Annotated in this window: 24 protein-coding genes and 1 tRNA gene; 16 read left to right on the top strand and 9 right to left on the bottom strand. The window is 39.2% G+C overall.

The window, feature by feature from the left end:
• The first annotated feature begins 19 nt into the window (after window positions 1–19).
• The 3 genes from C4E06_RS23935 (at window position 20) to C4E06_RS23925 (ending at window position 2,442) form a co-directional block, all read left to right on the top strand.
• A complete protein-coding gene (locus C4E06_RS23935) occupies window positions 20–217 on the top strand; it encodes a DUF2949 domain-containing protein (RefSeq protein ID WP_107670878.1) in 198 nt (65 codons plus the stop codon).
• Between the two features lie 17 nt (window positions 218–234).
• Complete coding sequence (locus C4E06_RS23930; RefSeq protein ID WP_107670877.1) at window positions 235–1,158, top strand: nucleoside hydrolase; 924 nt, start codon at window positions 235–237, stop codon at window positions 1,156–1,158.
• Between the two features lie 102 nt (window positions 1,159–1,260).
• Complete coding sequence (locus C4E06_RS23925; protein ID WP_107666397.1) at window positions 1,261–2,442, top strand: RNA-guided endonuclease TnpB family protein; 1,182 nt, start codon at window positions 1,261–1,263, stop codon at window positions 2,440–2,442.
• 172 nt (window positions 2,443–2,614) lie between these two features.
• On the opposite strand, the gene C4E06_RS23920 is transcribed toward C4E06_RS23925, so the two are convergent.
• The 4 genes from C4E06_RS23920 to C4E06_RS23905 form a co-directional block, all read right to left on the bottom strand.
• Window positions 2,615–3,907, bottom strand: coding sequence for a glutamyl-tRNA reductase (locus C4E06_RS23920; protein ID WP_107670876.1), 1,293 nt, complete (start codon window positions 3,905–3,907; stop codon window positions 2,615–2,617).
• 391 nt (window positions 3,908–4,298) lie between these two features.
• Entirely contained in the window at window positions 4,299–5,336 is a 1,038-nt protein-coding gene (gene glpX, locus C4E06_RS23915; protein WP_107670875.1) for a class II fructose-bisphosphatase, read from the bottom strand.
• A 74-nt stretch (window positions 5,337–5,410) separates the two neighbouring features.
• Complete coding sequence (locus C4E06_RS23910) at window positions 5,411–5,656, bottom strand: hypothetical protein (RefSeq protein WP_107670874.1); 246 nt, start codon at window positions 5,654–5,656, stop codon at window positions 5,411–5,413.
• A gap of 136 nt (window positions 5,657–5,792) precedes the next feature.
• Window positions 5,793–6,056, bottom strand: coding sequence for a DUF3146 family protein (locus tag C4E06_RS23905; RefSeq protein ID WP_107670873.1), 264 nt, complete (start codon window positions 6,054–6,056; stop codon window positions 5,793–5,795).
• A 221-nt stretch (window positions 6,057–6,277) separates the two neighbouring features.
• Between C4E06_RS23905 and C4E06_RS23900 the strand changes: the two genes are divergently transcribed.
• The 6 genes from C4E06_RS23900 (at window position 6,278) to C4E06_RS23875 (ending at window position 14,205) form a co-directional block, all read left to right on the top strand.
• Entirely contained in the window at window positions 6,278–7,177 is a 900-nt protein-coding gene (locus tag C4E06_RS23900; protein ID WP_198648991.1) for an amino acid ABC transporter substrate-binding protein, read from the top strand.
• A gap of 355 nt (window positions 7,178–7,532) precedes the next feature.
• Window positions 7,533–8,786, top strand: coding sequence for a glycosyltransferase family protein (locus C4E06_RS23895; RefSeq protein ID WP_107670871.1), 1,254 nt, complete (start codon window positions 7,533–7,535; stop codon window positions 8,784–8,786).
• Window positions 8,787–8,837: 51 nt separating this feature from the next.
• Window positions 8,838–10,055, top strand: coding sequence for a glycosyltransferase family 4 protein (locus tag C4E06_RS23890; protein ID WP_107670870.1), 1,218 nt, complete (start codon window positions 8,838–8,840; stop codon window positions 10,053–10,055).
• A 55-nt stretch (window positions 10,056–10,110) separates the two neighbouring features.
• Complete coding sequence (locus C4E06_RS23885; RefSeq protein ID WP_198648997.1) at window positions 10,111–11,301, top strand: glycosyltransferase family 4 protein; 1,191 nt, start codon at window positions 10,111–10,113, stop codon at window positions 11,299–11,301.
• Between the two features lie 19 nt (window positions 11,302–11,320).
• The gene (locus C4E06_RS23880) at window positions 11,321–13,153 is read left to right on the top strand and encodes an ABC transporter ATP-binding protein (protein ID WP_107670868.1); all 1,833 of its coding nucleotides are present in this window, start codon (window positions 11,321–11,323) and stop codon (window positions 13,151–13,153) included.
• Window positions 13,154–13,203: 50 nt separating this feature from the next.
• Window positions 13,204–14,205, top strand: coding sequence for a phosphotransferase (locus C4E06_RS23875; RefSeq protein ID WP_107670867.1), 1,002 nt, complete (start codon window positions 13,204–13,206; stop codon window positions 14,203–14,205).
• 206 nt (window positions 14,206–14,411) lie between these two features.
• Here the strand turns inward: C4E06_RS23875 and C4E06_RS23870 are convergent, their stop codons facing one another.
• Window positions 14,412–16,019, bottom strand: coding sequence for a SpoIID/LytB domain-containing protein (locus tag C4E06_RS23870; RefSeq protein WP_232826355.1), 1,608 nt, complete (start codon window positions 16,017–16,019; stop codon window positions 14,412–14,414).
• A gap of 341 nt (window positions 16,020–16,360) precedes the next feature.
• Between C4E06_RS23870 and C4E06_RS23865 the strand changes: the two genes are divergently transcribed.
• Entirely contained in the window at window positions 16,361–17,074 is a 714-nt protein-coding gene (locus C4E06_RS23865; RefSeq protein ID WP_107670865.1) for a Crp/Fnr family transcriptional regulator, read from the top strand.
• A 158-nt stretch (window positions 17,075–17,232) separates the two neighbouring features.
• The gene (locus tag C4E06_RS23860) at window positions 17,233–17,595 is read left to right on the top strand and encodes a hypothetical protein (RefSeq protein WP_107670864.1); all 363 of its coding nucleotides are present in this window, start codon (window positions 17,233–17,235) and stop codon (window positions 17,593–17,595) included.
• A gap of 10 nt (window positions 17,596–17,605) precedes the next feature.
• Here C4E06_RS23860 and C4E06_RS23855 read toward each other — a convergent pair whose 3' ends face one another.
• Entirely contained in the window at window positions 17,606–18,328 is a 723-nt protein-coding gene (locus C4E06_RS23855; protein ID WP_107670863.1) for a Crp/Fnr family transcriptional regulator, read from the bottom strand.
• Window positions 18,329–18,551: 223 nt separating this feature from the next.
• Here C4E06_RS23855 and miaB point away from each other — a divergent pair, with 223 nt between their 5' ends.
• Entirely contained in the window at window positions 18,552–19,898 is a 1,347-nt protein-coding gene (miaB, locus tag C4E06_RS23850) for a tRNA (N6-isopentenyl adenosine(37)-C2)-methylthiotransferase MiaB (protein WP_107670862.1), read from the top strand.
• 232 nt (window positions 19,899–20,130) lie between these two features.
• Window positions 20,131–21,270 carry an RRXRR domain-containing protein gene (locus C4E06_RS23845; RefSeq protein WP_107670861.1) on the top strand — a complete coding sequence of 380 codons (1,140 nt, stop codon included), beginning with the start codon at window positions 20,131–20,133 and terminating at the stop codon, window positions 21,268–21,270.
• Between the two features lie 575 nt (window positions 21,271–21,845).
• On the opposite strand, the gene C4E06_RS23835 is transcribed toward C4E06_RS23845, so the two are convergent.
• Both C4E06_RS23835 and C4E06_RS23830 read right to left on the bottom strand, forming a co-directional pair.
• Window positions 21,846–21,917: transfer RNA gene (locus C4E06_RS23835), tRNA-Gly, on the bottom strand.
• Between the two features lie 90 nt (window positions 21,918–22,007).
• Window positions 22,008–22,664, bottom strand: a complete 657-nt coding sequence (locus tag C4E06_RS23830) for a DUF3386 domain-containing protein (RefSeq protein ID WP_107670859.1) — start codon at window positions 22,662–22,664, stop codon at window positions 22,008–22,010.
• A gap of 288 nt (window positions 22,665–22,952) precedes the next feature.
• Between C4E06_RS23830 and thrC the strand changes: the two genes are divergently transcribed.
• The gene (gene thrC / locus C4E06_RS23825; RefSeq protein WP_107670858.1) at window positions 22,953–24,083 is read left to right on the top strand and encodes a threonine synthase; all 1,131 of its coding nucleotides are present in this window, start codon (window positions 22,953–22,955) and stop codon (window positions 24,081–24,083) included.
• Between the two features lie 126 nt (window positions 24,084–24,209).
• Here the strand turns inward: thrC and C4E06_RS23820 are convergent, their stop codons facing one another.
• On the bottom strand, window positions 24,210–24,674 hold the full coding sequence (locus tag C4E06_RS23820) for a universal stress protein (RefSeq protein WP_107670857.1): 465 nt from the start codon (window positions 24,672–24,674) through the stop codon (window positions 24,210–24,212).
• A 338-nt stretch (window positions 24,675–25,012) separates the two neighbouring features.
• Here C4E06_RS23820 and C4E06_RS23815 point away from each other — a divergent pair, with 338 nt between their 5' ends.
• Together C4E06_RS23815 and C4E06_RS23810 are read left to right on the top strand one after the other, a co-directional pair.
• Window positions 25,013–25,804 carry an MlaE family lipid ABC transporter permease subunit gene (locus C4E06_RS23815; protein ID WP_107670856.1) on the top strand — a complete coding sequence of 264 codons (792 nt, stop codon included), beginning with the start codon at window positions 25,013–25,015 and terminating at the stop codon, window positions 25,802–25,804.
• Window positions 25,805–26,051: 247 nt separating this feature from the next.
• Window positions 26,052–26,471: an ATP synthase subunit I gene (locus C4E06_RS23810; RefSeq protein WP_107670855.1), complete on the top strand. Its 420-nt coding sequence runs from the start codon at window positions 26,052–26,054 to the stop codon at window positions 26,469–26,471.
• Window positions 26,472–26,499: the final 28 nt, after the last annotated feature.

Raw genomic sequence — 26,499 nt, 5'->3', positions numbered from 1 at the left:
TTCTTAAGGTAAAATGACTATGTCACACATCACCCATAAACAATTTTTGCGTTTTCTACACGAAGAACTTTTATTGTCCCATGATTCTATTGCGATCGCCCAACGTTCCATGGAACAAACCCAAGGTCCTTTACCCATGTTGCTCTGGCAATATGGTCTCATTAATTTAAACCAATTGGATAAAATTTACGATTGGTTAGAAGATCCATCGGTTTAACTTTATTCACTTCAAGTATGTCTAAATTAGTTTTGTTGGATCACGACGGGGCGATCGATGATATTCTGGCAACCTTATTATTAATGACCATGCCCAATGTAGAGGTTTTGGGCATTATTGTCACTCCTGCTGATTGTTATATTAATGCTGCTGTGAATGTGACCCGAAAACTGCTGGATTTGATGGAATGTCATCATATTCCGGTGGCTGAAAGTACCGTAAGAGGGATTCATCCCTTTCCAGCACTATATCGCCGTGATTCTTTGATTATGGATAATTTTCCTATTCTTAATCAAGAAGATACCCTTAAAACGCCCTTACTGTCCCAAACTGGACAACAGTTTATGGTAGAAACGTTGCACCGTGCCTCTGAACCGGTCACATTGATGGTGACAGGGCCCTTAACCACCGTTGCCACTGCTTTAGACATTGATCCCACCATTGAAGGGAAAATTAAAGAAATTGTCTGGATGGGAGGGGCGTTAAATGTGGCCGGGAATGTCGAAAAAGAATTTGCCCCGGAACATGATGGCAGTGCCGAATGGAATGCTTATTGGGATGCGATCGCCGTTGAGAGGGTTTGGCAAAGTAATGTTCCTTTAATCCTTTGTTCTTTAGATATTACCAATACCGTGCCGGTAACGGCTGAGTTTATCAGAAAATTAGCGAAACAAAGACAGCATCAACTCTCAGATTTAGCCGGACTTTGTTACGCTTTAGCCATTCCCCAAGACTACTATTGTTGGGATGTTTTAGCTACGTCTTATTTACATCGTTCAGACTTATTTTCTCTCAAAGAATGGGAAACGGAAGTAATGACAACCGGCAGTTCTCAGGGAAGAATTAAAGTGGTTGAAAAAGGACGAAAAATTTTAGCGATGGAGACAGTTGATAGAGATGAGTTTCATAATTATATCCTTCAACAATGGTCACAATTTTAGATTATCCCCCCACACCCCCCACACCCCCCTTTACAAGGGGGGCAGGGGGGTTAGGGGCAGGGGGGTTAGGGGCAGGGGGGGTAGGGAGTCAAAGAGCTAATCATGTACGCAATTAAGAGAGAATTAAAGCTGAATAACAAAGAAAAGAGCTTTTTTGCTGGCTGTGCTGGCTTTTCTCGCTTTGTATACAATCATGGCTTATCTTTACTCAAATCCACCTGGGATATTCCCGAAATTTCTGGCAGTGACTCAAAACGGTTAGATGCTATCAAGAAAGTCTTTACAAACATTACTAAAAAGCAAACAGAATATTTATGGACAAATAAATATTCATCTCGCATTTATCAGAATGCTTTTAGGGACTTGAAAAAAGCATTTTCCCGTTGGAGAGAGCCTAAAATAAAAGCAGACTTACCTCGTTTTAAAAAGAAGAAAGATCACTGTAGTTTTACAGTAGATAGTTCTAACGGTAAGGTATTAGTCAAGGAGGGAAAAAAGATAAAAATTCCTACTTTGGGAACATTCAGATTAAAAGAGGCTATCCCTTATAACTGTGTTTCTCAAACCTTTACTATATCGAGGTCTGCAGGGAAATGGTATATAAGTTTTGCCGTTTCAGCTTGTAAAAGACCTGAGATGAAACACTGCCATAAAAAAGTAGGAATTGACTTAGGAATAAAAACTTTTGCCACTCTTAGTGACGGAAACACCTTGGAGGCTCCATCTTCCATCAAAAAAGCGAAAACCAAGCTAGGAAAGATACAATGGAGAAACAGAAATAAGGTACACAGCAACCGTCGTTCTGGAATCTCTGCATCTAAAAATGCGGTTAAATATTACCAGAAACTAAGAAAAAAGCATAAAAGAATAACCAACATTCGAGAAGATTTTCTGCAAAAAACCACCACATTATTGGCCAAAACTTATCAACATATTCTCATAGAAGATTTAAACATAAAAGGGATGATGGCTAACCACAAATTATCCGATGCCTTATCTAATTTAGGATTGTATCGTTTTCGAGAATTGTTGAGTTATAAACAAGAATGTTTTGGCTTTTTGTTAACCATAGTAGATAGGTGGTTCCCCAGTTCAAAAACTTGTTCAGTCTGCGGAAATATACAAGATATGCCCTTATTTGAAAGAGTTTATTATTGTCAAAATTGTGGCCAAGTTATGGACAGGGATCTCAACGCCTCAAAAAATATCGAAGGTTGGATCAAGAATGCCGATGGCTTATCGGTGAACGCCTGTGGACAAGAAGGAGCCGTCTCCCTTGGTTGAAGCAGGAATTGAACAACAAGCCTGTCCAGGTTTGTCTAGGTTTCATGAAGCAGATATCGAAGATGCAAAATATGAGTAAAAAGAAAAATCTCTCGTTAAATTTTGCTTCAACGAGAGAATATAAATTGATCTGGGATATTTAACAATCGATACTGTGAAACATCCCTAATGTTTAACCAAATTGTTTCTCGATCTCAATTTCAAGATCAAATAACATTTGCAAAGACTGTAAACATCTTTGTCTAGCTTCTATATCCTGTTGCGCCCGCAGTTGCACCATGGGTTCGTGTAATATCTTATTAACGATCCCTCTGGTTAAAGCTTCAATCACCTCTTGATGCTTTTCAGCAAACTCCGTTCCCAAACGAGATAAGGCTTTTTCGAGTTCTTGTTCGCGGATGCTTTCGACTTTTGTCCTCAGACAGCTAATGGTTGGGACGGTTTCTAAGGAACGCCACCATAGTTCAAAGGCTTCAACTTCTTCTTCGAGTAAGGCTTCAGCCTCTAAAGCCATTTGACGACGACTGGCATGATTTTGAGCCACCACAGCCTTTAAATCATCCACGTTATAAGCTTCGACGATATCCATCTCTTGGACATTGGTGGCCACATTTCGAGGAACAGAAATATCAAATAACATTAATTGTTGTTCCACCGACACCACTTCTTTGAGATTGTCTTGATGTAAAATCGGTTCAGTGGCCCCTGTGCTAGTAAACACCAGATGAGACTGACCGACTACATTCATCATCTCATCCAAAGAAACCAGGGTTAACTCAGCTTGAGGAAATTTCTTGGCCAATTCTTCAGCCCGACGCTGAGAACGGTTAACAATGGTAATCGAAGTTGCTCCCTTGGCCACAAGATGTTTAACCAATAAACAAGCCATTTTCCCCGCACCGATAATACTAATGTTACGGGTCCCTAAATCATCGACTTTGGTGATGGCTAATTCTACGGCCGCCGAACTAATAGACACAGCACCTGTACCGATATTAGTTTCGCTACGCACCCGTTTTCCTGCGGTGATAGCTTGTTTAAAGAGGCGATCAAGTAATCGGCCAATGCCTTTATATTTTTGGGATAATTTATGGGTGGTTTTCACCTGGGCTAAAATTTGTCCTTCCCCTAACACTAAACTTTCTAACCCTGCCGCCACTCTTAACAGGTGACGCACCGCATCTTGATGAAGCAAGGTAAATAAATAGCGACGCAGATAGTTTAAGGGAATATGACCAATTTCTGAGAGGAATTGAGTAATCTCGACAACTCCTTTTTCTGTGTCTGTCACCACCGCATAAATTTCTAGACGGTTACAGGTGCTGATGACAGCCACTTCTTCAATATGAGGATAACCCTTTATATGGATCAAGGCTTCTTCAATTTTTGCCTCTTGGATACTTAACTTTTCGCGGACTTCAACTGGGGCGGTTTTGTGACTTAGGCCCACCACTGCAATGTTCATAAGTTCTCCTACAAGGTTTTAAGCTTGCGTTAATCAAAAAGGAAAATAAGTGCTACTGTTTCTAATTTTTGCAATTTAGACCCAAGTTGTGCCAATCACAAATAGTTTGACAAGAATCTTTATAAAACTTTAAAAAAGTGTGTTCATTCTGAGCCAGTGACACAAGGTAATATGAGTGTCTTTAGCTCATAAGACCCTTATCATGTTATCACTTAACGAGAATTTGTTCAGTCAAGACAAGGGGAAAATTATTATTTTTTAATCGATATATTAACGTTTCTAGCATGAAGAGATAGAGATATTATCTACCCCTATCTTCTCCCTCAATTCTCTGTGACATTGAGGCAGTTGTCAAAGGAGACAATTAACTTGTCTCCTTGTTACCAATGTCCTATTTAAGTTCGATATACTTAGGTTGTTCCTGAATATGGATAGTATCGACGAAACGGGCTGTCTTAGACTGACTCGAGATAACCAAACTTTGAGTTCTGGCACCACCGTGGAAGAAACGAACTCCCTCCATTAAGGTACCAGGGGTAATACCACAAGCAGCAAAGAGTACGGTTTCTCCACTCGCTAACTCACTATCGGTATAAACCCGATCAGGATCGTCAATGCCCATTTCTTTGAGACGAGCTAAGTTACCCTCACGACTTTCTCCAATTAAACCGGTTTTAACGATTTCAGGATCATAGATAAGTTGTCCTTGGAAATGACCCCCTAAACAACGCATCGCAGCAGCAGAAATCACCCCTTCAGGAGCAGCACCAATTCCCATTAAGGCATGAATGTTAGTTCCTGAAAACCCACAGGAAATGGCAGCCGAAACATCTCCATCACTGATGAGACGAACTCTGGCGCCTGCGTCGCGAATTTCTTGAATTAATTCTTTGTGACGAGGGCGATCCATCACCACAACCACTAATTCTTCAACACTGCGTTCTAAGCATTCGCCTAAAATTTTTAAGTTTTCGGTGGCTGATTTGTTAATATCAACTTTACCTTTAGCTGCAGGGGGTGCTGCCAATTTTTTCATATAGAAGTCAGGGGCAGCGAATAAACCGCCTTTTTCGGAGATGGCTAATACCGCCATAGAACCGTTTTGTCCGTAAGCAACCAGGTTCGTTCCTTCACAAGGGTCAACGGCAATGTCAATTTCAATTAATTCTTCGGGGTTACAATAGGCTTTCGCATCTTCACGGGTGCAAATGCCCACTTCCTCACCAATATAGAGCATCGGAGCGTCATCGCGCTCCCCTTCCCCAATAACGATGCGACCACGCATATGAATTTGATTCATTCTTTCGCGCATGGCTTCTACTGCGACTTGGTCAGCAGTATTTTTTTCGCCTTTACCCATCCATTTTGCCGAAGCGATCGCCGCTTGTTCAACGACTTCGATAATTTCTAAACCTAGTGTGCTTTCCAAGGTATGTCCTCCCTATCTGCTTATCTTATGTTCTCAGACGTGGTCTTAAAATTTAAACCTTAGTCAAAAGTCTATCAGAGTTCGGGGATCTCATTGAAAGTTTTCTGAGAATTAGATGTAGCGACAACGGTTTTTTCTAATTTTTGTTCTTGATTGGATCGCAACGCTTGATAAAACATTGCACCCCCTAAGCTAATCATTAAGCCACCCAATAAAATAGAAAAATAGCCAGATAAGACTAACAGAGAAATGCTACACGAAGGTAAAACTTGAGTGAGACTTTTTGTACAGATAGTGGACACAATAGTAGACTTAGACATCTCTTTCACAGAAGCATCAAAATTATCTTAGACACAACATCTATGTACTATCGAGAATATATTTGATTTTCTGGTTTGACTGTAAGGCAAATCACAGCTACCGTGAAATTCCTGATGACACCCTGAGTAATTTTTATTAAAGTTGCGATCGCAAAGTAAACTCATAATCTCCCCCAGGTTCTAATTGATAGTCCGATCGCTCCAAAAACCGTCCCAAGGGTTCATAAATTAAGGCACGGCCTAAGGACGGTTGTACTGATAATTGTCCCTGACGAAAATGCCATTTAAACCGCCATTGATATTCTGCGGCCCTGACTTCTCCTTCCATTTGTCCTTGTTGCCAAGACTGTTGAGTAATACGGACATAAGCAGTAGTTTTGGGTAGATGATTAGAACTCACAGTGGGGTAAATCCTTTATGTCTGTAGATTTTCACCATAGCAAATCTCTTTTATTTTGTCAGTCAAAACACGACTAAAAAAGGTGAATCCTTTCCTCAACAAAAATAGAATAATCGGTCATAAATTATTAAGGATAACTTCTTCTAAAAAACAGCATTGAGTTGAAACTTACTTCATCAGGTTGCAGTCTATGACCTTAAAATGGTCTGAGGAAACAAGTGATGAGGAAAAAATTTGTCTTATTAGCCTTGACATTATTATTAACGGCTAGTTCTCAAAGTGCAAGTTTAGCTGGAGAAATCCTAGAAAAAATTAAACAAACAGGGGTCATTACCGCAGGAACTCGTAAAGATGCCATTCCTTTTGCCTATGTCAATGAGGAAGGAGAATGGGTGGGCTATTCTATTGATGTTTTAGAAATTATTCGTCAAGATATCGAAAAAAAATTAGGGAAACCTATTCAACTAAAATTAGTAGAAGTCACACCACAAAATCGTTTTGATAAAGTTAAAAATAGAGAGATTGACATCGAATGTGCCTCCTCTACTTTTACTTGGGAACGGGATGAAATTGTTGATTTTTCCGTCAGTTATTTTGCCAGTGGAACAAAAATTTTCAGAAAAAAAGGCAGTGATTTAGGGACAATTGACTCTTTAGCCGGGCGTAGAATTGGGGTGATTCCTAATACCACGAATGAACAAGCTATTAAATTACAACAACCGGCTGCTATTCTTGTTCCCATTAAAGATAGAACCGAAGGATTAGAAAAACTGAAAAAAGGGGAAATTGAAGCGATCGCAGGGGATGGCATTGTTTTACAAGGATTAAAATTAGAAAATAATAATGCTGATCAATTTGAAGTAGTTCCAGAATTTCCTTATATGTATGAAGCCTATGCTTGTATGATTCCTGAAGATGAGTCAGCTTGGCGAGGAATGGTTAATTATAGTTTAGTGAAGTTTATGGAAGGGATTATTAGCGATCAACCGCAACAGGTAGAAATTTATGACAGATGGTTTGGAGAAGAAATCGGGGTAACTCCTTATTCAAGAGAGGCCATTAATGATTATTTTCAAGGGATTGTGGATAGTTATGAGTGGATTCCTTTAATTAGCTACTAAATCAGTGAACAGTTACCAGTCATCAGTTATTAGTGAACATTGGGAGTTCCCTGTTGCCCCTCTTTAAAAGGGGGGTTGGGGGGATAGGGGGAGTTAGAGGGGTATGAATAAACATAGAAATAAGTAGAAAGAATAGGACATAAGTAGAACGATTTGACTATTTCCCTCTCTTTGAGGGGATTTTTTTCCCTATTTTTTGGGACTGACATCTCAGGTTTTATGACCTTATACTAAGACCAGGTTATCCCGTATTTAACAACGCCATAAATATTAATGATGTAACCTCTCTTGAGACTCCTCTATTGATACTTTTATCTTTTTTGTCCACCCTATTGTATTGCACCCTCCTCAAATTATGCCCTTAACTACGATTAAAACGGCGACTATCCCTCTTCAATCCTTGCCTAACCTCAAAAAATCCAAAAAAGTCAGAATTGCCCTTTATTCCCACGATACAATGGGGTTAGGCCATAAACGCAGAAATCTCTTAATTGCCCAAAGTTTAGCCCATTCTCCCCTGAATGCAGACATCCTGGTGATCAGTGGGATGAGTGATCTGACCAAGGTGGGGACTCATCCTAACATTGAATATATTACCTTACCGGCTTTATATAAGACCAAAGAGGGGCAATATCAAGCCCGTCGCTTAGATATGTCCTTAGATGCTATCATTAAACTGCGATCGCAGGTTATCCGCGCAACCATGAAGAATTTCCAGCCGGATGTCTTCATTGTGGATAATGTTCCTAGAGGGGCCATCGGAGAATTAGATCGGACTTTGAAATATCTACGCAACCAGGGTAAAACTCACTGTATTCTTGGGTTACGGGATATTTTAGATCAACCAGAGGTCATTATCCCAAGCTGGAAGAAGGCTAAAAATGAAGAGACGATCGCCCGTTATTATGATAACGTTTGGATTTATGGTAATCCCAATGTTTACGATCTCGTTAAAGAGTACCATTTTTCTGCTGAAGTTGCAGCGAAAATCCGTTACACAGGGTATTTAGACCAACGGTATCGCTTAAACTACACAAAATCCCAGGAAAAACAGCCCATAACCCAAAAATATGAACGTCTAGCCCTTTGTTTGGTAGGTGGAGGACAGGACGGTTATCAATTAGCAAAAGGGTTCGCCCAAGCAGAGCTACCCCAGAATAGTCATGGAATTATCATAACAGGTCCTTTGATGCCCAGTCAACTGCGTCAACAGTTACATTATGAAGCAAAAAATAGACCTAATTTACAGGTATTAGATTATGTTTCTGAACCCACTTTATGGCTAGAAAAAGCAGATTTTGTGGTGGCCATGGGAGGTTATAATACCACTTGTGAAATTTTATCTTTTGAGAAACGGGCGTTAATTGTTCCTCGTATTCAACCTAGGGAAGAACAGTTAATTCGGGCGCAACGGTTACAAGCATTAGGGTTAGTTGATCTGTTACATCCTAATAATGTTAACTCTGAGGCTTTAAGTCAGTGGTTATGTCAAGAGGTTGCTACTCCTAACGTACATGAAAAAATTGATTTTCAGGGATTACAGCGTATTCCTCAATACTTAGGAGAAATTTTAGAAGGATATGACCCTAGATTTCTCAAAGTTAGCTAAAAAATAGAACAATTTGTCAACAGTAAACTTAGTCAGTGAGGAACTTAATTTATGCGTGTTGGTTATGTGGTTAAACGGTATCCTCGTTATTCAGAAACTTTTGTGGTTAATGAAATTTTAGCCCATGAAAAAGCAGGATTAAATATCGATATTTTTGCCCTGCGTCCCCCTTGTGACAGCCATTTTCAAAACTGTATTTCTCAAGTTAGGGCCAGTGTGACTTATATTCGTAAACCTATCCAGGGACGGGTTAGTGAGTCTCTTAATAGTTTATCTCCGACGGCCGCTAGTTATTTTTGGGCAGAATTACAAGAATTAGCTAAATTAGTTCCTGATTTCTGGAGTAAGCTATCTATGGCACAAGGGGAGTCAGCTAGTACAGTTTATCAAGCTGCTTGGTTGGCCAGGGAAGTTAAATTAAGAGGAATTACCCATTTACACGCCCATTTTGGTTCAGTTGCTACCAGTGTAACTCGCTTAGCGTCTCACTTTGCGGATGTTTCTTATACGTTTACAACCCACGCTAAAGATATTTTTCATGAAAGTGTAGATATTGATGACATGACCCGAAAACTTAGGGATGCGTCGACTGTTGTAACTGTGAGTTATTATAATCAACAATACTTGCAACAAACTTATGGAAAAGTAGCTGAAAAAGTGCAAAAAATTTACAATGGATTGAATTTATCGCAACTTAATTATCAATCTCCTAAAAATCGTCCTCCTCTCATCATTTCTGTAGGGCGTTTAGTCGAAAAAAAAGGCACTTCTATTTTAATTGATGCTTGTTTTTTATTAAAACAATGGGGTTGTGAGTTTCATTGTCAAATTGTGGGAACCGGTGACTTAGAAACTAAATTAAAGGAGCAAATTGAAGCATTAAAGTTAGATAATTATGTTAAAATTATTGGCCCGCGTCCTCAAAATGAAGTATTTAAGCTAATTCAAGAGAGTGCGGTTTTTGCTGCCCCTTATATTATTGGAAAAGATGGGAATAGGGACGGTTTACCCACTGTATTATTAGAAGCAATGGCCTTAGGAACTCCCTGTATTGGAACTGATGTTACGGGAATACCTGAAATGATTAAACATGAAGAAACAGGGTTAATTGTTCCTCAAAATAATGCAGAAGCTTTGGCCATGGCATTGCGAACCTTATTAACCAGTGAAAATATGAGAGTTCAGTTAGCAGAAAAAGCTAGAAAACTGATGGAAACTGAGTTTAATATTGAGCAAAATGCTGCAACTTTAAGGAAGTTATTTCAGTGAAAAGTGAACAGTTATCAGTGACCAGGAATTAATTTAAAATATGAGGTAATTAATGATGCGTATTGCTTATGTTTGTGCTGATTCTGGTGTTCCTATTTTTGGACAAAAAGGATGTTCTATTCATGTACAAGAAATTATGAGAGGGTTGTTAAAACAAAATCATCAAGTCCATTTATTTAGTCCTCGCTTTGGTGATGAACAACCCGATGATTTACAAGCCATAAAATTACATGAACTATTACCCATTCCGAAAGTAGCCCAAGGGTTAAGAGAAAAAATTGCCCTATCCATGAATTCAGAAATAGATGCAGCGTTAGACTATGCAGAACCCTTTCATCTCGTATATGAACGGTATTCTTTATGGAGTTATGGAGGAATGGAATATGCGAGAAAAAAAGGGATTCCTGGGATTTTAGAAGTTAATGCACCTTTGATTTTAGAACAACAAAAACACCGTAGTTTAGTCCATTTGCAAGAAGCCCAAACCGTAGCCATCAAAGTATTTAATGCAGCGACAACTATTATTGCTGTATCAGATGAAGTGAAAAATTATGTCAGTCAATATGTTAACAACCCCGACAAAATAAAAGTTATTCCTAATGGGGTAAACGCTGATCGGTTTCATCCTAAAAAGATAACACCTCATGCTTATTTTACTGTTGGTTTTGTGGGATCATTAAAACCTTGGCATGGCTTACCTATTTTATTAGAAGCCTTTGAACAATTTCATCATCAGTATCCCCAAAGTAGACTATTAATTATCGGCAAAGGACCCGAAAGCGATCGCCTACAAACGGAAATTAATCAGAAAAATCTTAACTCAGTGGTACAGTTAACTGGGGCAGTTCCTCCCTACGCTATCCCTCTTCTATTAGAACAAATGGACGTGGCCGTTGCCCCTTATCCACCCCTCGATAGGTTCTATTTTTCCCCTCTAAAAGTCTATGAATACATGGCCGCAGGGTTGCCAGTGGTAGCGAGTAATATCGGGCAAATAAGCGACGTTATCAAGCATGAAAACAATGGGTTATTGTGTCCCCCTGGAGATATTAACGCCTTATCAAAAGCCTTTGCACGTTTAATGCGATCGCCCCAACTGCGTCACCAGTTAGGCATATCTGCCCGTCAAACCATTCTCGATCATTATACCTGGGATCAGGTGGTAGAGAAGATTTTGAAGTTAGCAAAAGAAGCAGGGAGAAGGGAGAAGGGAGAAGGGAGAAAAATCAATATTAAAGTTGCGTAGTGAAATGGAGAAATAAGTAATGGTGACAACAAAATCATTAAAAAGTACAATTCCCAGTTTAGGGCGAATTTTAGCGCGTTTTTGGCCCTATTTATGCCAGGAAAAGTCACGGTTAGGGTTAGCTATGTTTGCAGTGACGGGGGATGTGGTGTTACGCATTCTCGAACCTTGGCCCCTAAAATTTATTTTTGACCATGTTCTCATCCAAGATCAGTCCTCATTGACCGTTTTTGAGGCGATAAGCCCCCTTACTGTGTTAACCCTTTGTGCGTTAGGAAGCATCAGTATTACGGGTTTAAGGGCGTTTTCCGCTTACTGGAGTACGGTTTCTTTAGCCACTGTAGGCAGTCGGGTGATGATCCAAGTTAGAGAACAGGTGTATCGTCATTTGCAAAAATTGTCCCTAACTTATCATAACCAGGCCAGAAGTGGGGATCTCATTGTTCGCTTGAGTAGTGATGCGAGTCGTCTGCAAGAAATTTTGATCACAGCGACACTTCCCCTGGTCATTAGTATTATGACATTATTGGGGACAGTGGGGGTTATGTTTTGGTTAGATGCCGATTTAACCCTATTATCGCTGTTAACCTTTCCTTTATTTATTTTTGCGTCTCAACGTCTCAGTCAACGTATTCGGGCTGCTTCTGTGGCCCAACGACAACAAGAGGGAGAAGTGGCGGCTACTGCATCGGAGTCGTTAGCAGCTATTAAGCTTATTCAAGCGTTATCCTTAGAAAATGCCTTTGCTGACAACTTTGCTAGGCAAAATAAGCAGAGTTTAACTCAAAGTGTGCAAACACAACAATTATCCGCCTCTTTAGAACGGGTAGTGGATGGCATCATTGCTTTAGGAATGGCGATCGTCTTATGGTATGGATCATGGTTAGTGTTACGAGATGCCTTAACACCAGGGGATGTCATTGTCTTTTTAACCTACCTTAAAAATAGTTTCAAACCCATTCAAAATTTTGCCAAATATACGGGACGGTTAGCTAAAGCTGCCGCCTCTGGGGAACGTATTTTAAACATATTAGATGAAACCCCAGAGATTCAAGACTTACCTAATGCCAAAGTTGCCCCCTCTTTTCAGGGAAATATAACGTTTCAAGATGTAAGTTTTACTTACAATCATTCCCATTCTATTCTAAATAAGATCAATTTAGATGTAAAACCAGGTCAATTTATTGCTGTTGTAGGACAGTCGGGTAGTGGAAAATCAACCTTAATGAGTTTATTACTGAGATTGTATGATCCCCTATCAGGAACTATTCTCATTGATGGGCAAGATATTCGTAATTATACGTTAAACTCTTTACGTTCTCAGATGAGTGTGGTTTTACAAGAAAGTATCTTGTTTGCAGCCACTATTAAAGAGAATATTGCTTATGGACTGAACAATATTAGTGATGAAGAAATTATCAAAGCTGCTAAGTTAGCTAACGCCCATGATTTTATCGAAAAATTACCCCAAAAATACGATACTTTTGTAGGAGAAAGAGGGTCAACTTTATCAGGAGGACAACGTCAAAGAATCGCTATTGCTAGGGCGGCTATTCGTCAAACTCCTATCTTAATTTTAGACGAACCTACAACAGGATTAGATCAAAAAAGTGAAAAAGCTGTTATTGAAGCCTTACAAAGATTAGCTAAGAATAGAACAACATTTTTAATCACCCATGATCTTTCGTTAGCGACTCAAGCAGACATGATTTTGTATATAGAAAAAGGCAAAGTTTTAGAACAAGGAAGCCATTGGGAATTATTACAGAAAAAAGGTTTATATTGCCAGTTGTATAAACTTCAATGTAATAAAAATAACCAGTCTTTTGAACCATTAGTCATTGCCCAATAACCTGATCAAGCCGATGCACTCCCCACCCTACCAATAAGATAAATTAAACTATGAATATTCAAGTTAACGATTCATTTAAGCTACTTTCTGATCCTAATTTATCCTTTCTCAAAGATGCTTTATCACCGAATAAAGTTGAAAGTATTTTTAACAACTATTTTCCTGAATTAATCAAAAATAATACTTTATCTAGTATCAAAGTCGTACGTTACAAAGCAAAAAAACGTTGTTTAATCGAATATCAATTTAAGGGGGAAAAAGAATTTAGTTTACTAGGGAAAGTAAGGTTTAAGGGAACGGATACAAAAAGTTATTATTTACAAAAATATCTCTGGCAAAATGGCTTTGATGATTACAGTTTAGATACGGTTTCTGTTCCTCAACCTATTGGGGTTATTCCTCAGTGGAAAATGTGGTTACAGCGAAAAGTTCCAGGATATACCACCACCCTTTTATTAGGTAAACCCGACGGGGTTACTATTGCGGAGAAAATTGCTTACGCTGCTTATAAATTACATCAATTTCCTGCTAAAACAGATCGCTATCATACCATTGATAATGAACTGCATATCTTATATGAAAAATTACCCTTAGTAAGTGAATTATATCCCCATTTGAAGCATAGAATTAGAGAGATTTTAAAAGAATGCGATCGCTTAGGTAAAAGTTTATCTTATATTCCTTCTCTGGGTATTCATCGAGACTTTTACGCTGATCAAATTATCATTAATCACTCTCGTCTATATTTACTGGATTTAGATTTATATTGTTATGGTGATCCCAGTTTAGATATTGGTAATTTTATCGCCCATATTACTGAATATAGTTTAAGGGTTTTGGGTGATTTTCAAGCCTTAAAAGATCGAGAAATAGCATTGCAAGAAGCTTTTATTCAACTAACAGGAGAAGAAAGCAGAAAAAGTATTATGATCTATAAATTTCTAACTTTAGTTAGACACATTTATATTAGTACCCAAATCAAAGAACGTAATGCTTATACAGAAGATTTAATCAGGTTATGTGAAAGTTATTTAGAAACAGAAATGATCTAACTTTATTGTACAGTCTAGAAGACTGTGTTACGATAAATGGAAATACTATTATATCAAAAAATACCAAATCTTTTAATAGATGTGAATATAGAGTTTAATCTAACTATAGCACTAAGCATTATTATTAGGATGCTGTAGAGATTCCTCGTTCCTCGGAATGACAGATAAAGTGATGGTGGGCAAATCTTTGCCCACCCTACAATAGTTTATTCGGCTTCTCTCCAAAAAACAATGGAATTATCTAACGGAATAATTTGTGTCCCAGGATAATAGAAAGAGAGGATTTTTTCAGCACTCCAACCCAAATTTGCTAAATTATAAGACCCAAATTGACTGAGGCCAACTCCATGACCAAAACCACCCCCAACAAAGGCATAACCAGTTAATTGATTTTGGCTATTATAGATCGGATCAAGGTAGAAAAGGGTACTTCTCGGCGGACCGAAGGCACTCCGAACCTCATTTTTTTGTAACTCAATAGTCCCTTGATCGGTTTGCACATTCATGGTTAAAATACGTCCAGAATCAGAGCGTTCTGTGACTGCCATTGATTTGATAGTTTTAAGATCAGCAAGGGGATGTTTTCGTCTTTCTAAATATCTCTTTAAATCTTGAGTTAAACTATCTAAAGTCGCTTGACGGTTCCACCGAAAAACACTACGTCCACTCTCATTAAACCCTTGTTTTAAACCAATAAAATTGCGAAATGCTTGTTCATCGGCTAAAGACTTTTGGTTGAGATCCCAAACATTTTTAGGGGAGTCGATAACCGCTTTTAAATAAGGTCTTTCTTCCCCGTTCCAAGCGTCACTAAAACTGGCAGTTACCCCTCCTGTGGTCGAAGAATAAAGGGCATCCACTAACTCGTTATTATAGGTTAACACTAATCCTTTGGTGGCTGCGATCGCTTGATCGGCTTTAGGACTGGTTTCACTTAACCCATAATACACCTGACAATGAGTATCGGCACATAATTCGTAATCATCCGCTTTAAATCGGCGTAAATTACGCAGCGCATAGGTACGGGCGATAATAGTCTGCGCTTTTGCTGCATTTTGTGGGGCATTCGGTCCAATTTCATGGGGAACCACCCCTCTTAAATAGGTTTCTAAAGGAACATCATTAACTAAAGTATAGGTTCCATAGGAATTGGGTTGTAACTTCAAACTACCCCCATACCGTCGTGTTTTTTGTTGAGAATGACTCACTTGAATGGGATTTTTACCAGGAATAATCTCTAAATAATCACTCTGATATTTTTTCCCGGCAACGGTAAAAGTCGCTTGAGATTTAGAGGTTAAAATAGCTGATTCTAAGTAAGGGTCACTGTAACCTTTTTCTTTGAGATTTTTTAACAACAAACGGCGTAATAACGGGGTTTCATAAACATCCCGTTTCGCCCAAACTTGCCACCTCCCCGGTTGGGTAACTTCTGCTTTTATCCCTTTGTCTTGCCATTGGTTGGCGCTATCTTCTGCGGTTTCAAAGGTAGCATGATCACTCAAAACAATGTATTCTTTTAACAAAGATTGAGGTAAGGACGCTTCAACAATGTTCAGGGTGAGTTGAGTGGTGGTTAAGGTTTGGGTTTGTCCTTGGGTATCTTGAAACTTAACCGTTAAAGTGTCCCCATTGGTTGCACTGATAGACAACTTTTCTGCTTCTGTTTCGCCAAACCGTTGTACGATACCCACCTCTATATCAATATCTTGGGCTGTTGCGGGTAAGCCTAAGATTCCTCCCCACAACAGCGGAAGGGAAAACAGGGTGAAAAATAAGTGTTTACCCCTAATGGGTTGAGTCGTCTTCGTCATTAGCATTTCAATACATCGTTTTTTCGCATTATAAACCCCATAACCTTTAGGGGAGGGGAGTGATGTTAAGATTTTTCTCTTCTTTGATTGTGTCCTCTTTTTCACTGTAATAGTTCCCCGTGGAATCACTTAAAGGAATTTATGTACGATAACGTACGGACAAACTTAACAAGAATATATGATGATAGTTGGTTGAAAAAAAACTTAATTTTGCATATTTTCTGCAACCATTAGACAAAAATCCCTAAAAATCACTGTTGTTCTTTTGGGAAAAACAGATTTTGATTCCCAGTTCCCTAACTTGCCCTTGTCATCAATTCGTTTTGGACTAATTATTATCTGTGTTACCCCAAAATTTAGTTGAAAACCGCTTATTGCGTGCCTTACCTCGTGTTGATTATGAAAGGTTAGTCCCTTATTTAACTTCTATGGATTTAACTGGAGGAACCATTATTTATGAACCAACGCAAGCGATTGAGTTTGCTTATTTTCCCTGTTCGGCTATGATTTCTATTGTATCTATTATGGAGAATGGGGCAACCACTGAAATCGGCTTAATTGGGAAAGAAGGAATCGTTGGCTTACCCATTATTTTAGGGGGACAACAGCATCTGAATCAAGCCATTGTACAAGTCCCAGGAACCGCTTTAAAGCTAGAAGGTTCTATTCTTGAACAAGAGTTCTACAGAAGTAATAGCTTACAAAAATTGCTCTTATTGTACATTCAAGCTCGATTAACCCAAGTGTCTCAAACCGCCGCTTGTAACCGTCAGCACAAAATAGAACAACGTCTTGCTCGTTGGTTATTATGCGTTGACGATTGCGTCTTGTGCGATGAAATCCCCCTAACTCAAGAATTTATCGCTAATATGTTAGGAACGAGACGTTCGGGAGTGACCACTGCGGCCAGAGGTCTCCAAGAACAAAAAATAATTCGCTATAACCGAGGAAAAATTACCATTCTCAACCGCGACGCATTAGAAAAAGCTTCTTGTGAATGTTATCACCTTGTAAGAGATGAATTACTTCGTTTACTGGGGACTAAACGAGGTTAAAGCTTATTCTTTTGTCTAGAAATAATCTGCAGTTAACCTGAAATATGTACGGCTTCGTACAGACTTTTTTTAATAGTTATGTCTAGGATGAGGTAAATATTTTTAGGAAATTTCCTCTTTGCCTAGATATTTATGAATTATCAACGATGTCGATGATCATGTCTGAACAAATTATAAATGTGACGGCAATTTTAGTCCAGCAAGAAATTGATAATTTTTTTGCGGAATATCCTGATGGAAATCCCTATAAAATCCTTTTTTCTCTCCCTTATTTTCAACAACAACTCCTGCATAAAGTTTTGTCCCAAATTCCTAACCATCGTTTAATGACTCAGGACAAAGCAATCTTCTTCAATGATGATACTTATCTGAATGCTTCCTTAAAAGAGAAAGAAATCATAGATAGCTTGATTCTTAAAAACATTCCGAAAATATTAACCAAAAATTATCAAAAAGTCGGTGAAATTTTAGTCAAAGAAAGAAGCAAAACTAACCTTTCTTTAATTTGGGAAGATGATTAAAAAGAAGCTTTTACTCGTCAAAACTAGAGAGAGCCATGAGGCGATCAAACTCCTGACGAATCAGATGATAACAGTCACAAACCCTTTCTTCTAACCCTGCTCTATTTAAAATCATTATTTCTCCTCTTTTATAACTAATGAGTCCTAATTCTTGTATTTTTTTAGCCGCTTCTGTTACACTAGCCCGACGAACGCCTAACATTTGTGCCATAAATTTTTGTGTTAGTAATAACCGATCATTTTCTACCCCATCATGGACTAAGAGTAACCAGCGACAAAACCGTTTTTCAATACAGTGGTGAGACTTACAAACAGCAACTTGAGAAACTTGATGCAACCGTGTTTCTGTATATAATAAGAGGATTTTGTGTAATGTTTCTCCCCGTTGAAACTCTTGTCTTAGAATATCTGCGTTAATTTTAAACGCCCCATCAGCCACTTGTACCACTGTTTCATTAGTAGCATATTGTCCCCCTAAAATAACAGGAATTCCTACCATTCCTTCATAACCAACCAACCCAATTTCAGTGGTAACATTTCCCTTCAATCTCGAAACAATAGAAATGATTGATCGATGAGGAAAATAAACCCATTTAATCAATGTATTGGCTTCATAAAGAATTTGTCCCAGACGAAGATTAACAAACTCTAAATGAGGCGAAATGCGTTGATATTCCCGTTCTGGTAAAGCAGCCAACAAACGGTTATTCAAAGGAGAATATGAGATATTCATTGAGATAATTCCGAAGATACTGATGTGATGATTAACAAGCAATTAATAAAATAATCAAAACCCATAGATAGAAATATCAATCACCACCCTATCTCTCTAACTATCAATCGGTTTGTTTTTTAAACTTATGGGCTATTATTTCATATCCTTGTCATGGTTGAAAGGTCAAGCAATAAACTAATATTCCTACTATAATAAAAAGTTGGACGTTTAAAATAATCTCATGACCATGACCTCTACCCCACGCCGTTACCATATCACCACTTTTGGCTGTCAGATGAATAAAGCTGATTCAGAACGCATGGCCGGTATTTTAGAAGATATGGGGTTTCAATGGTCTGAAGATCCCAACAATGCTGATTTAATCCTCTATAACACCTGTACCATTCGCGATAATGCCGAACAAAAGGTTTATTCTTATCTGGGAAGACAGGCAAAACGGAAACACGAACACCCAGATTTAACCCTAGTCGTAGCCGGATGTGTGGCTCAACAAGAAGGGCAAACCATCTTAAGACGGGTTCCTGAGTTAGATTTAGTGATGGGTCCTCAACACGCCAACCGCTTACAAGACTTATTAACCCAGGTTTTTGACGGCAATCAAGTGGTGGCTACCGAACCTATCCATATCGTCGAAGATATCACTAAACCCCGTCGCGATAGTACCGTTACCGCTTGGGTCAACATTATTTATGGTTGTAATGAAAGATGTAGTTATTGTGTGGTTCCTAACGTCAGAGGGGTCGAACAATCTCGGACTCCAGAAGCAATTTATGCAGAAATGGAACGATTAGGAAAACAGGGGTATAAAGAAGTAACTTTGTTAGGGCAAAATATTGATGCTTATGGGCGAGATTTACCCGGAGTCACCGAAACGGGAAGACATCAACATACGTTAACGGATTTACTCTATCAAGTTCACGATATTTCGGGGATTGAAAGACTGAGATTTGCCACCAGTCACCCCCGTTATTTTACCGAACGCTTAATTAAAGCTTGTCACGAATTACCTAAAGTTTGTGAACATTTTCATATTCCTTTTCAATCAGGGGATAATGACATTTTAAAAGCGATGAAACGGGGTTACACTCACGAAAAATATCGACAAATTATTGATAAAATTCGCCAATATATGCCCGATGCTTCTATTAGTGCCGATGCCATTGTCGGCTTCCCTGGAGAAACAGAAGAACAGTTTGAAAACACCTTAAAATTAGTCGATGATATCGGCTTTGATCAACTCAATACCGCCGCTTATTCCCCCCGTCCCGGTACGCCGGCAGCCCTTTGGGACAATCAACTAAGTGAAGACATTAAAAGCGATCGCTTACAACGATTAAACCACTTAGTGGCACAAAAAGCAGCCCAACGATCTCAACGGTACTTAAACCGCATCGAAGAGGTATTAGTTGAAGATCAAAACCCCAAAGATAACACTCAAGTGATGGGAAGAACCCGAGGCAACCGACTCACCTTTTTTAAAGGTAATATTGACCAATTAAAAGGGCAATTAATTAAAGTAAAAATTACTGAGGTGCGTGCCTTTAGTTTAACAGGAGAAGCGATTTAATTCAACAACCCTAACTTACTTCGTTTTACTACGTTGAAGTTAGGGATTGCTACTCCTAAAAGTGGCAACGTAAGCGTTGAATAGCCCGTAGAGCCTAGTCTTGGAACACACTCTCAAATACTTGTCTAGTTTGAGTTATCTGTAAGTTTGTTTAGGCAAACGCTTTTAGAAAGGACATCTTAGATTAGGTGGGCGAAGACACAATAAACTCATTAATTTGAGGAATTATCTTATGTATCGAATTCCAGTTTTATCTCCAGAAGGAAACCCGTTAATGCCGACTAAAGCAAGTCGTGCTAGACGTTGGATTAAAGAAGGGAAAGCTATCAAAAAGTTTAATAAGTTAGGACAATTTTATGTTCAACTTATTGCTAAACTTGCTGATAGCAAAACTCAACCTATTTCTCTAGGAAACGACCCAGGCAATAACTTTTCCGGCATAGCCCTTCAATCAGCTAAATTTACTCTATTTACGGCTCATCTTGAACTTCCTTTTAAGAAGGTTCAAGAACGAATGGATAATCGTCGAATGATGCGACGAGGAAGGAGAGGAAGACGTATTAACCGTAAGTTACCTTTTCACTTAAGAGCGCACCGTCAAAAACGATTTAATAACCGAAAGCAAGGTAAATTACCTCCTTCAATTAGAGCTAATCGACAACTTGAATTGAAAGTAATTCAAGAATTGTGTAAAGTATTTCCTGTTACTGATATTTACTTTGAGTACGTCAAAGCCGATGTTGACTTAACGTCTGGACGGAAAGGAGCAAGATCAGGAAAAGGATTTTCAGCCGTTATGGTAGGACAGAAATGGATGCTCAAACAATTAGAAAATTTGGCTAATGTTCATACTATTTACGGATGGCAAACTTCTAATTTAAGAAAACATCTTAGGTTAGAGAAGTCTAAAGACAAAGCAGAACAAACACCTAGTTCTCATGCTGTTGATGGTGTTGCTTTAGCTTGTTATCAATTCCTTGAATATAAAGCTCATCATTCAGCTAATAATCATGGACATAGTTGGCAAGGGCAAGTGTTAATTACTCCCTGTCAATTCATGGTAATTAAAAGACCTCCTGTTAGCCGTCGTCAACTTCACTTGATGCTACCAAGCAAGGGTGGACAAAGACGAAAGTACGGAGGAACTATTACCCGTCATGGCATTAGAAAAGGAGACTTTGTTAAAGCAGTTAAAGCCAACAAAGTTTTCTATGGCTGGTGTTCTGGTGATACCGCTAGACAAATCTCGGTTTCCGATTTCAATTGGAAACGACTGGGACAATTTACTGCCTCGAAAGTAGTGTTGCTCCAACGCTCTACGGGGTTAATTTGTAAACAGGAAACGGACTTCGTTGGAGCAACTGTTTGTTAGTTGATGCTCGTTTCCTCCCCGACGTTTTTAGACGACGGGGTTTCCACTCGCATACTTTACGATGAGTTAAATTGTCTGTTCCCTACCCCCCCTGCCCTCTATACCCCCCCTGCCCCTAACCCCCCCTGCCCCCTAACCCCCCCTGCCCCCCTTTTAAAGGGGGGTGTGGGGGGTGTGGGGGGTGCAAGACATAAGTCAACCTAATTTCCTAACTTAAGGAACTTCGATCCGAACTTAAGCAAAAAATTGTCAAAGGGATAAATCGTCAAAACAGTCTCCACTATTGGGTTTGAGCTATTTTTATCGAGAAATGCTTAACTTCTGCCTTAAGTTCCTAAAGTTTGGTTGTATTAGCTAGTAATACGCCTCATCATGGTAGGTGGTTAGGGAACAACAGTGGAGCAGTTAGTTTAGCTGCCAGACAGGACATTCTTGATGATTTGTCACCTATATCTCCGACAAATCAAAGAATTGAGTCAGATTACCCCAAAGGAAAATGACTTAATTCTCTAAGATTCAACTTGAAGGCGCGACTAACTGTTTTTTTTGTTATAAAAATTTAATTTCCTACAATAAGCGGATGATGGGACTCGAACCCACGACATTCACCTTGGGAAGGTGACGTTCTACCACTGAACTACATCCGCAATTAAGCTTATTATACTGCTAGAAATTCTTATTATTGCCAAGTTGGGTGTCAAAAATAAGAGACTCTCTCATCCTCAACACCCAACCCCTTAAACCATGGCAGGTTGTAATAACTTAATATTAGAAAAGCCGAATTCTTTGGTTACGGTTTCCCCGTTTTCTTCCCCTGTAATGACACGACTGGTTAAAATGTAGTAATTCCCTACTTTTTCGTAATTATCCTCAAAATAGCTTTTTCCCCCCTTTAGTTCTCCCGTTTTTGGGTCATGATAAATCGAGTCATAACGGTGGGAAAGATAGCCATCTTCTGTCTTGTGACTACTGAAAGTATCGATGGTAACCACAACCCCATGAATATGACGGTGAACATGACACACCTCATTATCCCGAAGTTTATAGCGATCGCCTTCTGATTTTCCCCCCATGAGAATTTCTATAGCACCGCTTTCGTCTGTCTCACCATAACGAAACGTATTTTGACCATGAACATCTTCAAAGGAACGACGAACCCGATGAATGGCCGTTTCCCAAAGTTGGGATTTCACTTGCTTTAAAGCTTCTTCGTTTTCTATGTTAAAGACTTCTGTGGACATATCGCCATTCACTCTCACTTGACCCGTAAAGGTGCGATCATTATCCTTAAAGGTGACATCGGCTGTATAACCTGGAAAATCTTGATCCCAAGTGTAACGGTTCTCGTAAGCAGCGCGAAACAAGTCTCTAGCATCAAGGGTGGTTGCACTCATACAATTCTTGTTACCTATGTTATGTTTAATATTCTAGGGAAATTAAGACCCAAGAGGTACACTTATCCTATGGGTTAATGCTGAAAATAATGATAAGTGATCTTATCTTAACTCATCAACTGGGGTCATCAAGAGTGAGCAGTGAATTCTCTAAAAAGACGTAACTAACAACCATTATGTTCTGATAACTGATAACGGGTCACTGATAACTGCTTTATACAGATAAGGTACAATAAATAATATAAGCCTACTTAGCTTAACTCATCAAAATCTGTCACCTAAAACCCTATGACTGTTCAATCGTTAACGTCGTTCCCTTCAGTCTCCCCATCGACAACAGTTATCACACCCTCATCAGACGTTAAACCTTGGCCGGGGTTAATCGAAACCTATCGCCCCTATCTTCCCGTTACAGAAAATACCCCAGTGGTTACCCTTCTTGAAGGCAATACCCCGCTCATTCCGGTTCCCTACATCTCTCAACAAGTAGGCAAAGGAGTTAAAGTTTTTGTTAAATACGATGGATTAAACCCCACCGGCAGTTTTAAAGATCGGGGGATGACCATGGCTATCTCCAAAGCCAAAGAAGATGGGGCAAAAGCGGTTATCTGTGCCAGTACCGGTAATACTTCGGCGGCGGCTGCTGCTTACGCTAGACGAGCCGGAATGCGAGCCTTTGTGATTATTCCCGATGGTTATGTGGCTTTAGGAAAATTAGCACAAGCCCTATTATACGGTGCCGAAGTCATCGCCATTGATGGCAACTTTGATGATGCTTTAACCGTGGTCAAACAAATGGCCGAACATTATCCGGTGACTTTGGTTAACTCGGTCAACCCTTATCGGTTAGAAGGTCAAAAAACCGCAGCCTTTGAAGTGGTGGATGTCTTAGGGAATGCTCCCGACTGGTTATGTATTCCGGTGGGTAATGCAGGGAATATTAGTGCTTATTGGATGGGATTTTGTCAATATCATAGCATAGGAAAAATTAATAAATTGCCGAAAATGATGGGCTTTCAAGCAGCAGGGGCAGCCCCATTTATTGGGGGGCAACCGGTGGCTAAACCGGAAACCTTAGCCACCGCCATTCGGATTGGCAACCCGGCCAACTGGGACAAAGCTTGGGGGGCAAAGGATGCCAGTCAAGGAGAATTTAATGCCGTTACCGATGACGAAATTTTAGAAGCTTATCGTCTTTTGGCAGGCCATGAAGGGGTCTTTTGTGAACCAGCCAGTGCAGCCTCGGTGGCCGGTTTATTGAAGGTTCGCGATCGCGTTCCGGCTGAAGCGACAGTGGTTTGTGTCTTGACAGGCAATGGTTTAAAAGATCCTGACTGTGCGATTCAACATAGTAACAATCAAGTGAAGTCTGGCATTAACCCTGACTTATCACAGGTGGCTAAAGTTATGGGTTTTTAATAACCAAAAAAAACCAAAATAGTTGTGAGGGTTTAACACGGTTAAACCCCTACAGAATTTAATTTATATAATTTTTTTTCTTAAAAGTAGCACGTTTATTAACAAAAAAAATGTGCAAAATTCAATTTACGATTGCACAATATGAACCGAACAATGAGAACGATGGATAACGTAACTGCTGACACTGCCTAATATAATCTCACTGGCCATAGAATGTCCCCTACGTCCTATCACAATTAATTCAGCTTCCCATTCTTTAGCAAGACGGCAAATAATAGGGCCAGGATTGCCATTTTCTTGACGTAATTCTGCCTTAATATTCATATTTTTTGCCTTTTGTTTCCAATTTTCTAATTTCTGTAAACTTTCTTTTTGATACTGTTGCCAATCTTCTTTAAATTTTTCAATCAAATCAATACTATAACTACTAGCATAGGGAGCAAAACTAATGGGACTATCTTCAGCATTTTGGGATAAAACATTGACTAACATTAATTGTCCATTAACTCCCTTAGCTAAAGTCAGAGCCACCTCAATCACTTGCTCAGCTATGGGAGAATTATCAGCAGCAACTAGGATTTTATTGTACATTTTTAGTCCCTAATTTACACAAAAAAATCAATCTAGTTTGGAGAGTAGCATATTTTTTTACCGTTGGTGACAACTCTTATAACTTATTAGTATTTAAGTTAGATAGGTAAGCGATCGCTATTTTAAATAAACAAGACTTATGTTTAGATGATTAATTATTTTAAATATTAAATTAATGAGAATTTGTTACAAAATGCAATATTAGGAGACCACAAATAATTTAAAATAATCTCCCCTTGTCCCCACTCCGAAGCTCTCTTGCCACCCCAACCCAACGATAACGGATGTCAACCCTAGAATAAGCTATAACTAAAAAAAACCATACCTCGTGAGGAGTAATGACAAACCCAACCCATACAAGAAGAGGACTCGGCATTTGGTTTGAGCGATTAGTAGCAGCAATTTTATTAGGGGGTCAAGTTTTCTTTCATCTGCTCAAAACGAAGATTCACCGACGAAATACCCTAGAACAGATGAGTGTCGTCGGTCCAGAATCTGTGACCATTGCCTTAATTACCGCCGGGTTTGTGGGGATGGTGTTTACCATTCAAGTCGCCAGAGAATTTATCAGTTTTGGGGCAGCCTCAACCGTTGGGGGAGTGTTAGCCTTAGCCTTAACCAGAGAATTAGCCCCCGTATTAACCGCCGTTGTCGTAGCAGGAAGAGTCGGTTCAGCCTTTGCTGCTGAAATTGGAACCATGCGCGTTACCGAACAAATTGACGCATTATATATGCTCAAAACTGACCCCATTGACTATTTAGTATTGCCTCGTGTCTTAGCTTGTTGTGTCATGTTACCCGTCTTAAATATCCTTTCGTTATTAACAGGAATGACAGGAGGATTATTGATTGCCAATGGATTGTATGATATTTCTCCCTATGTTTTTTTAACCTCAGTCCGCAACTTTTTAGAATTATGGGATTTAGTCACTTCTATTATTAAATCCGTTGCGTTTGGAGGCTTGATTGCGGTTATTGGTTGTAGTTGGGGACTCACCACCACGGGAGGAGCCAAAGGAGTCGGTCAGTCCACAACAACGGCCGTGGTAACATCCTTATTAGCTGTTTTCGTGATTAACTTCTTTTTATCTTGGGTCATGTTTCAAGGAACAGGAAGTTCATCCTTTTAACCTTAAAAAACCTAACTAAAATGTCATGAAACTTGAACCACTACCAGCCAAGGTAATGGGTATTCTTTAGACGATACGATAAGAAAAAACTTGTGACTTGTGACTTCGAGGCAAGGGAGAATGTGCCAAAATTATCTAAATTTCGTGATGGAAACTTAACCCTCTCCTATTTAAGTTGTCACCTCAACGTGATATTATTACCACTGGTTTGCTATAAAACGTTTTATAGCACTTTCGTTGTGACTGTATGCCATTGACTGAAACCACATCCCAAACTGACGAAATAGCACCAGCTAAAACTGATTCCATGGAAGACTATTATCGACTGCAACGTTCCCTGTTGCTATTGAGTTTAGTCTTAACAGGAATTATTTTTGTGTCTGTGTGGATTTTCTACTCTCTAAATTTAGCCCTTAACTACCTGCTAGGGGCTTGCGTGGGCATTGTTTATTTAAAATTGCTGGCAGGAGAAGTAGAAAAAATTGGCACATCCAAGCAAAAAGTTGGCACCAAAGGGTTAGCCATATTTGCGGCCACGATTATTGTAGCCAGTCAATGGCAACAACTGCACATACTCCCAGTTTTCTTGGGATTTTTGACTTATAAAGTCGCCATAATCGCCTACACGATTCAGAGTGTCATGGACTTAGAGTCTAACAGCGATTAACCCTTAATTTCGTAACCAGATTCGGTAA

This window comes from Cyanothece sp. BG0011, assembly GCF_003013815.1.
In the GTDB taxonomy this organism is placed as follows: Bacteria; Cyanobacteriota; Cyanobacteriia; order Cyanobacteriales; family Microcystaceae; genus Crocosphaera.
The sequence above is the reverse complement of the archived record's forward strand: the minus strand, read 5'-3'. Positions and strand labels throughout refer to the sequence as shown.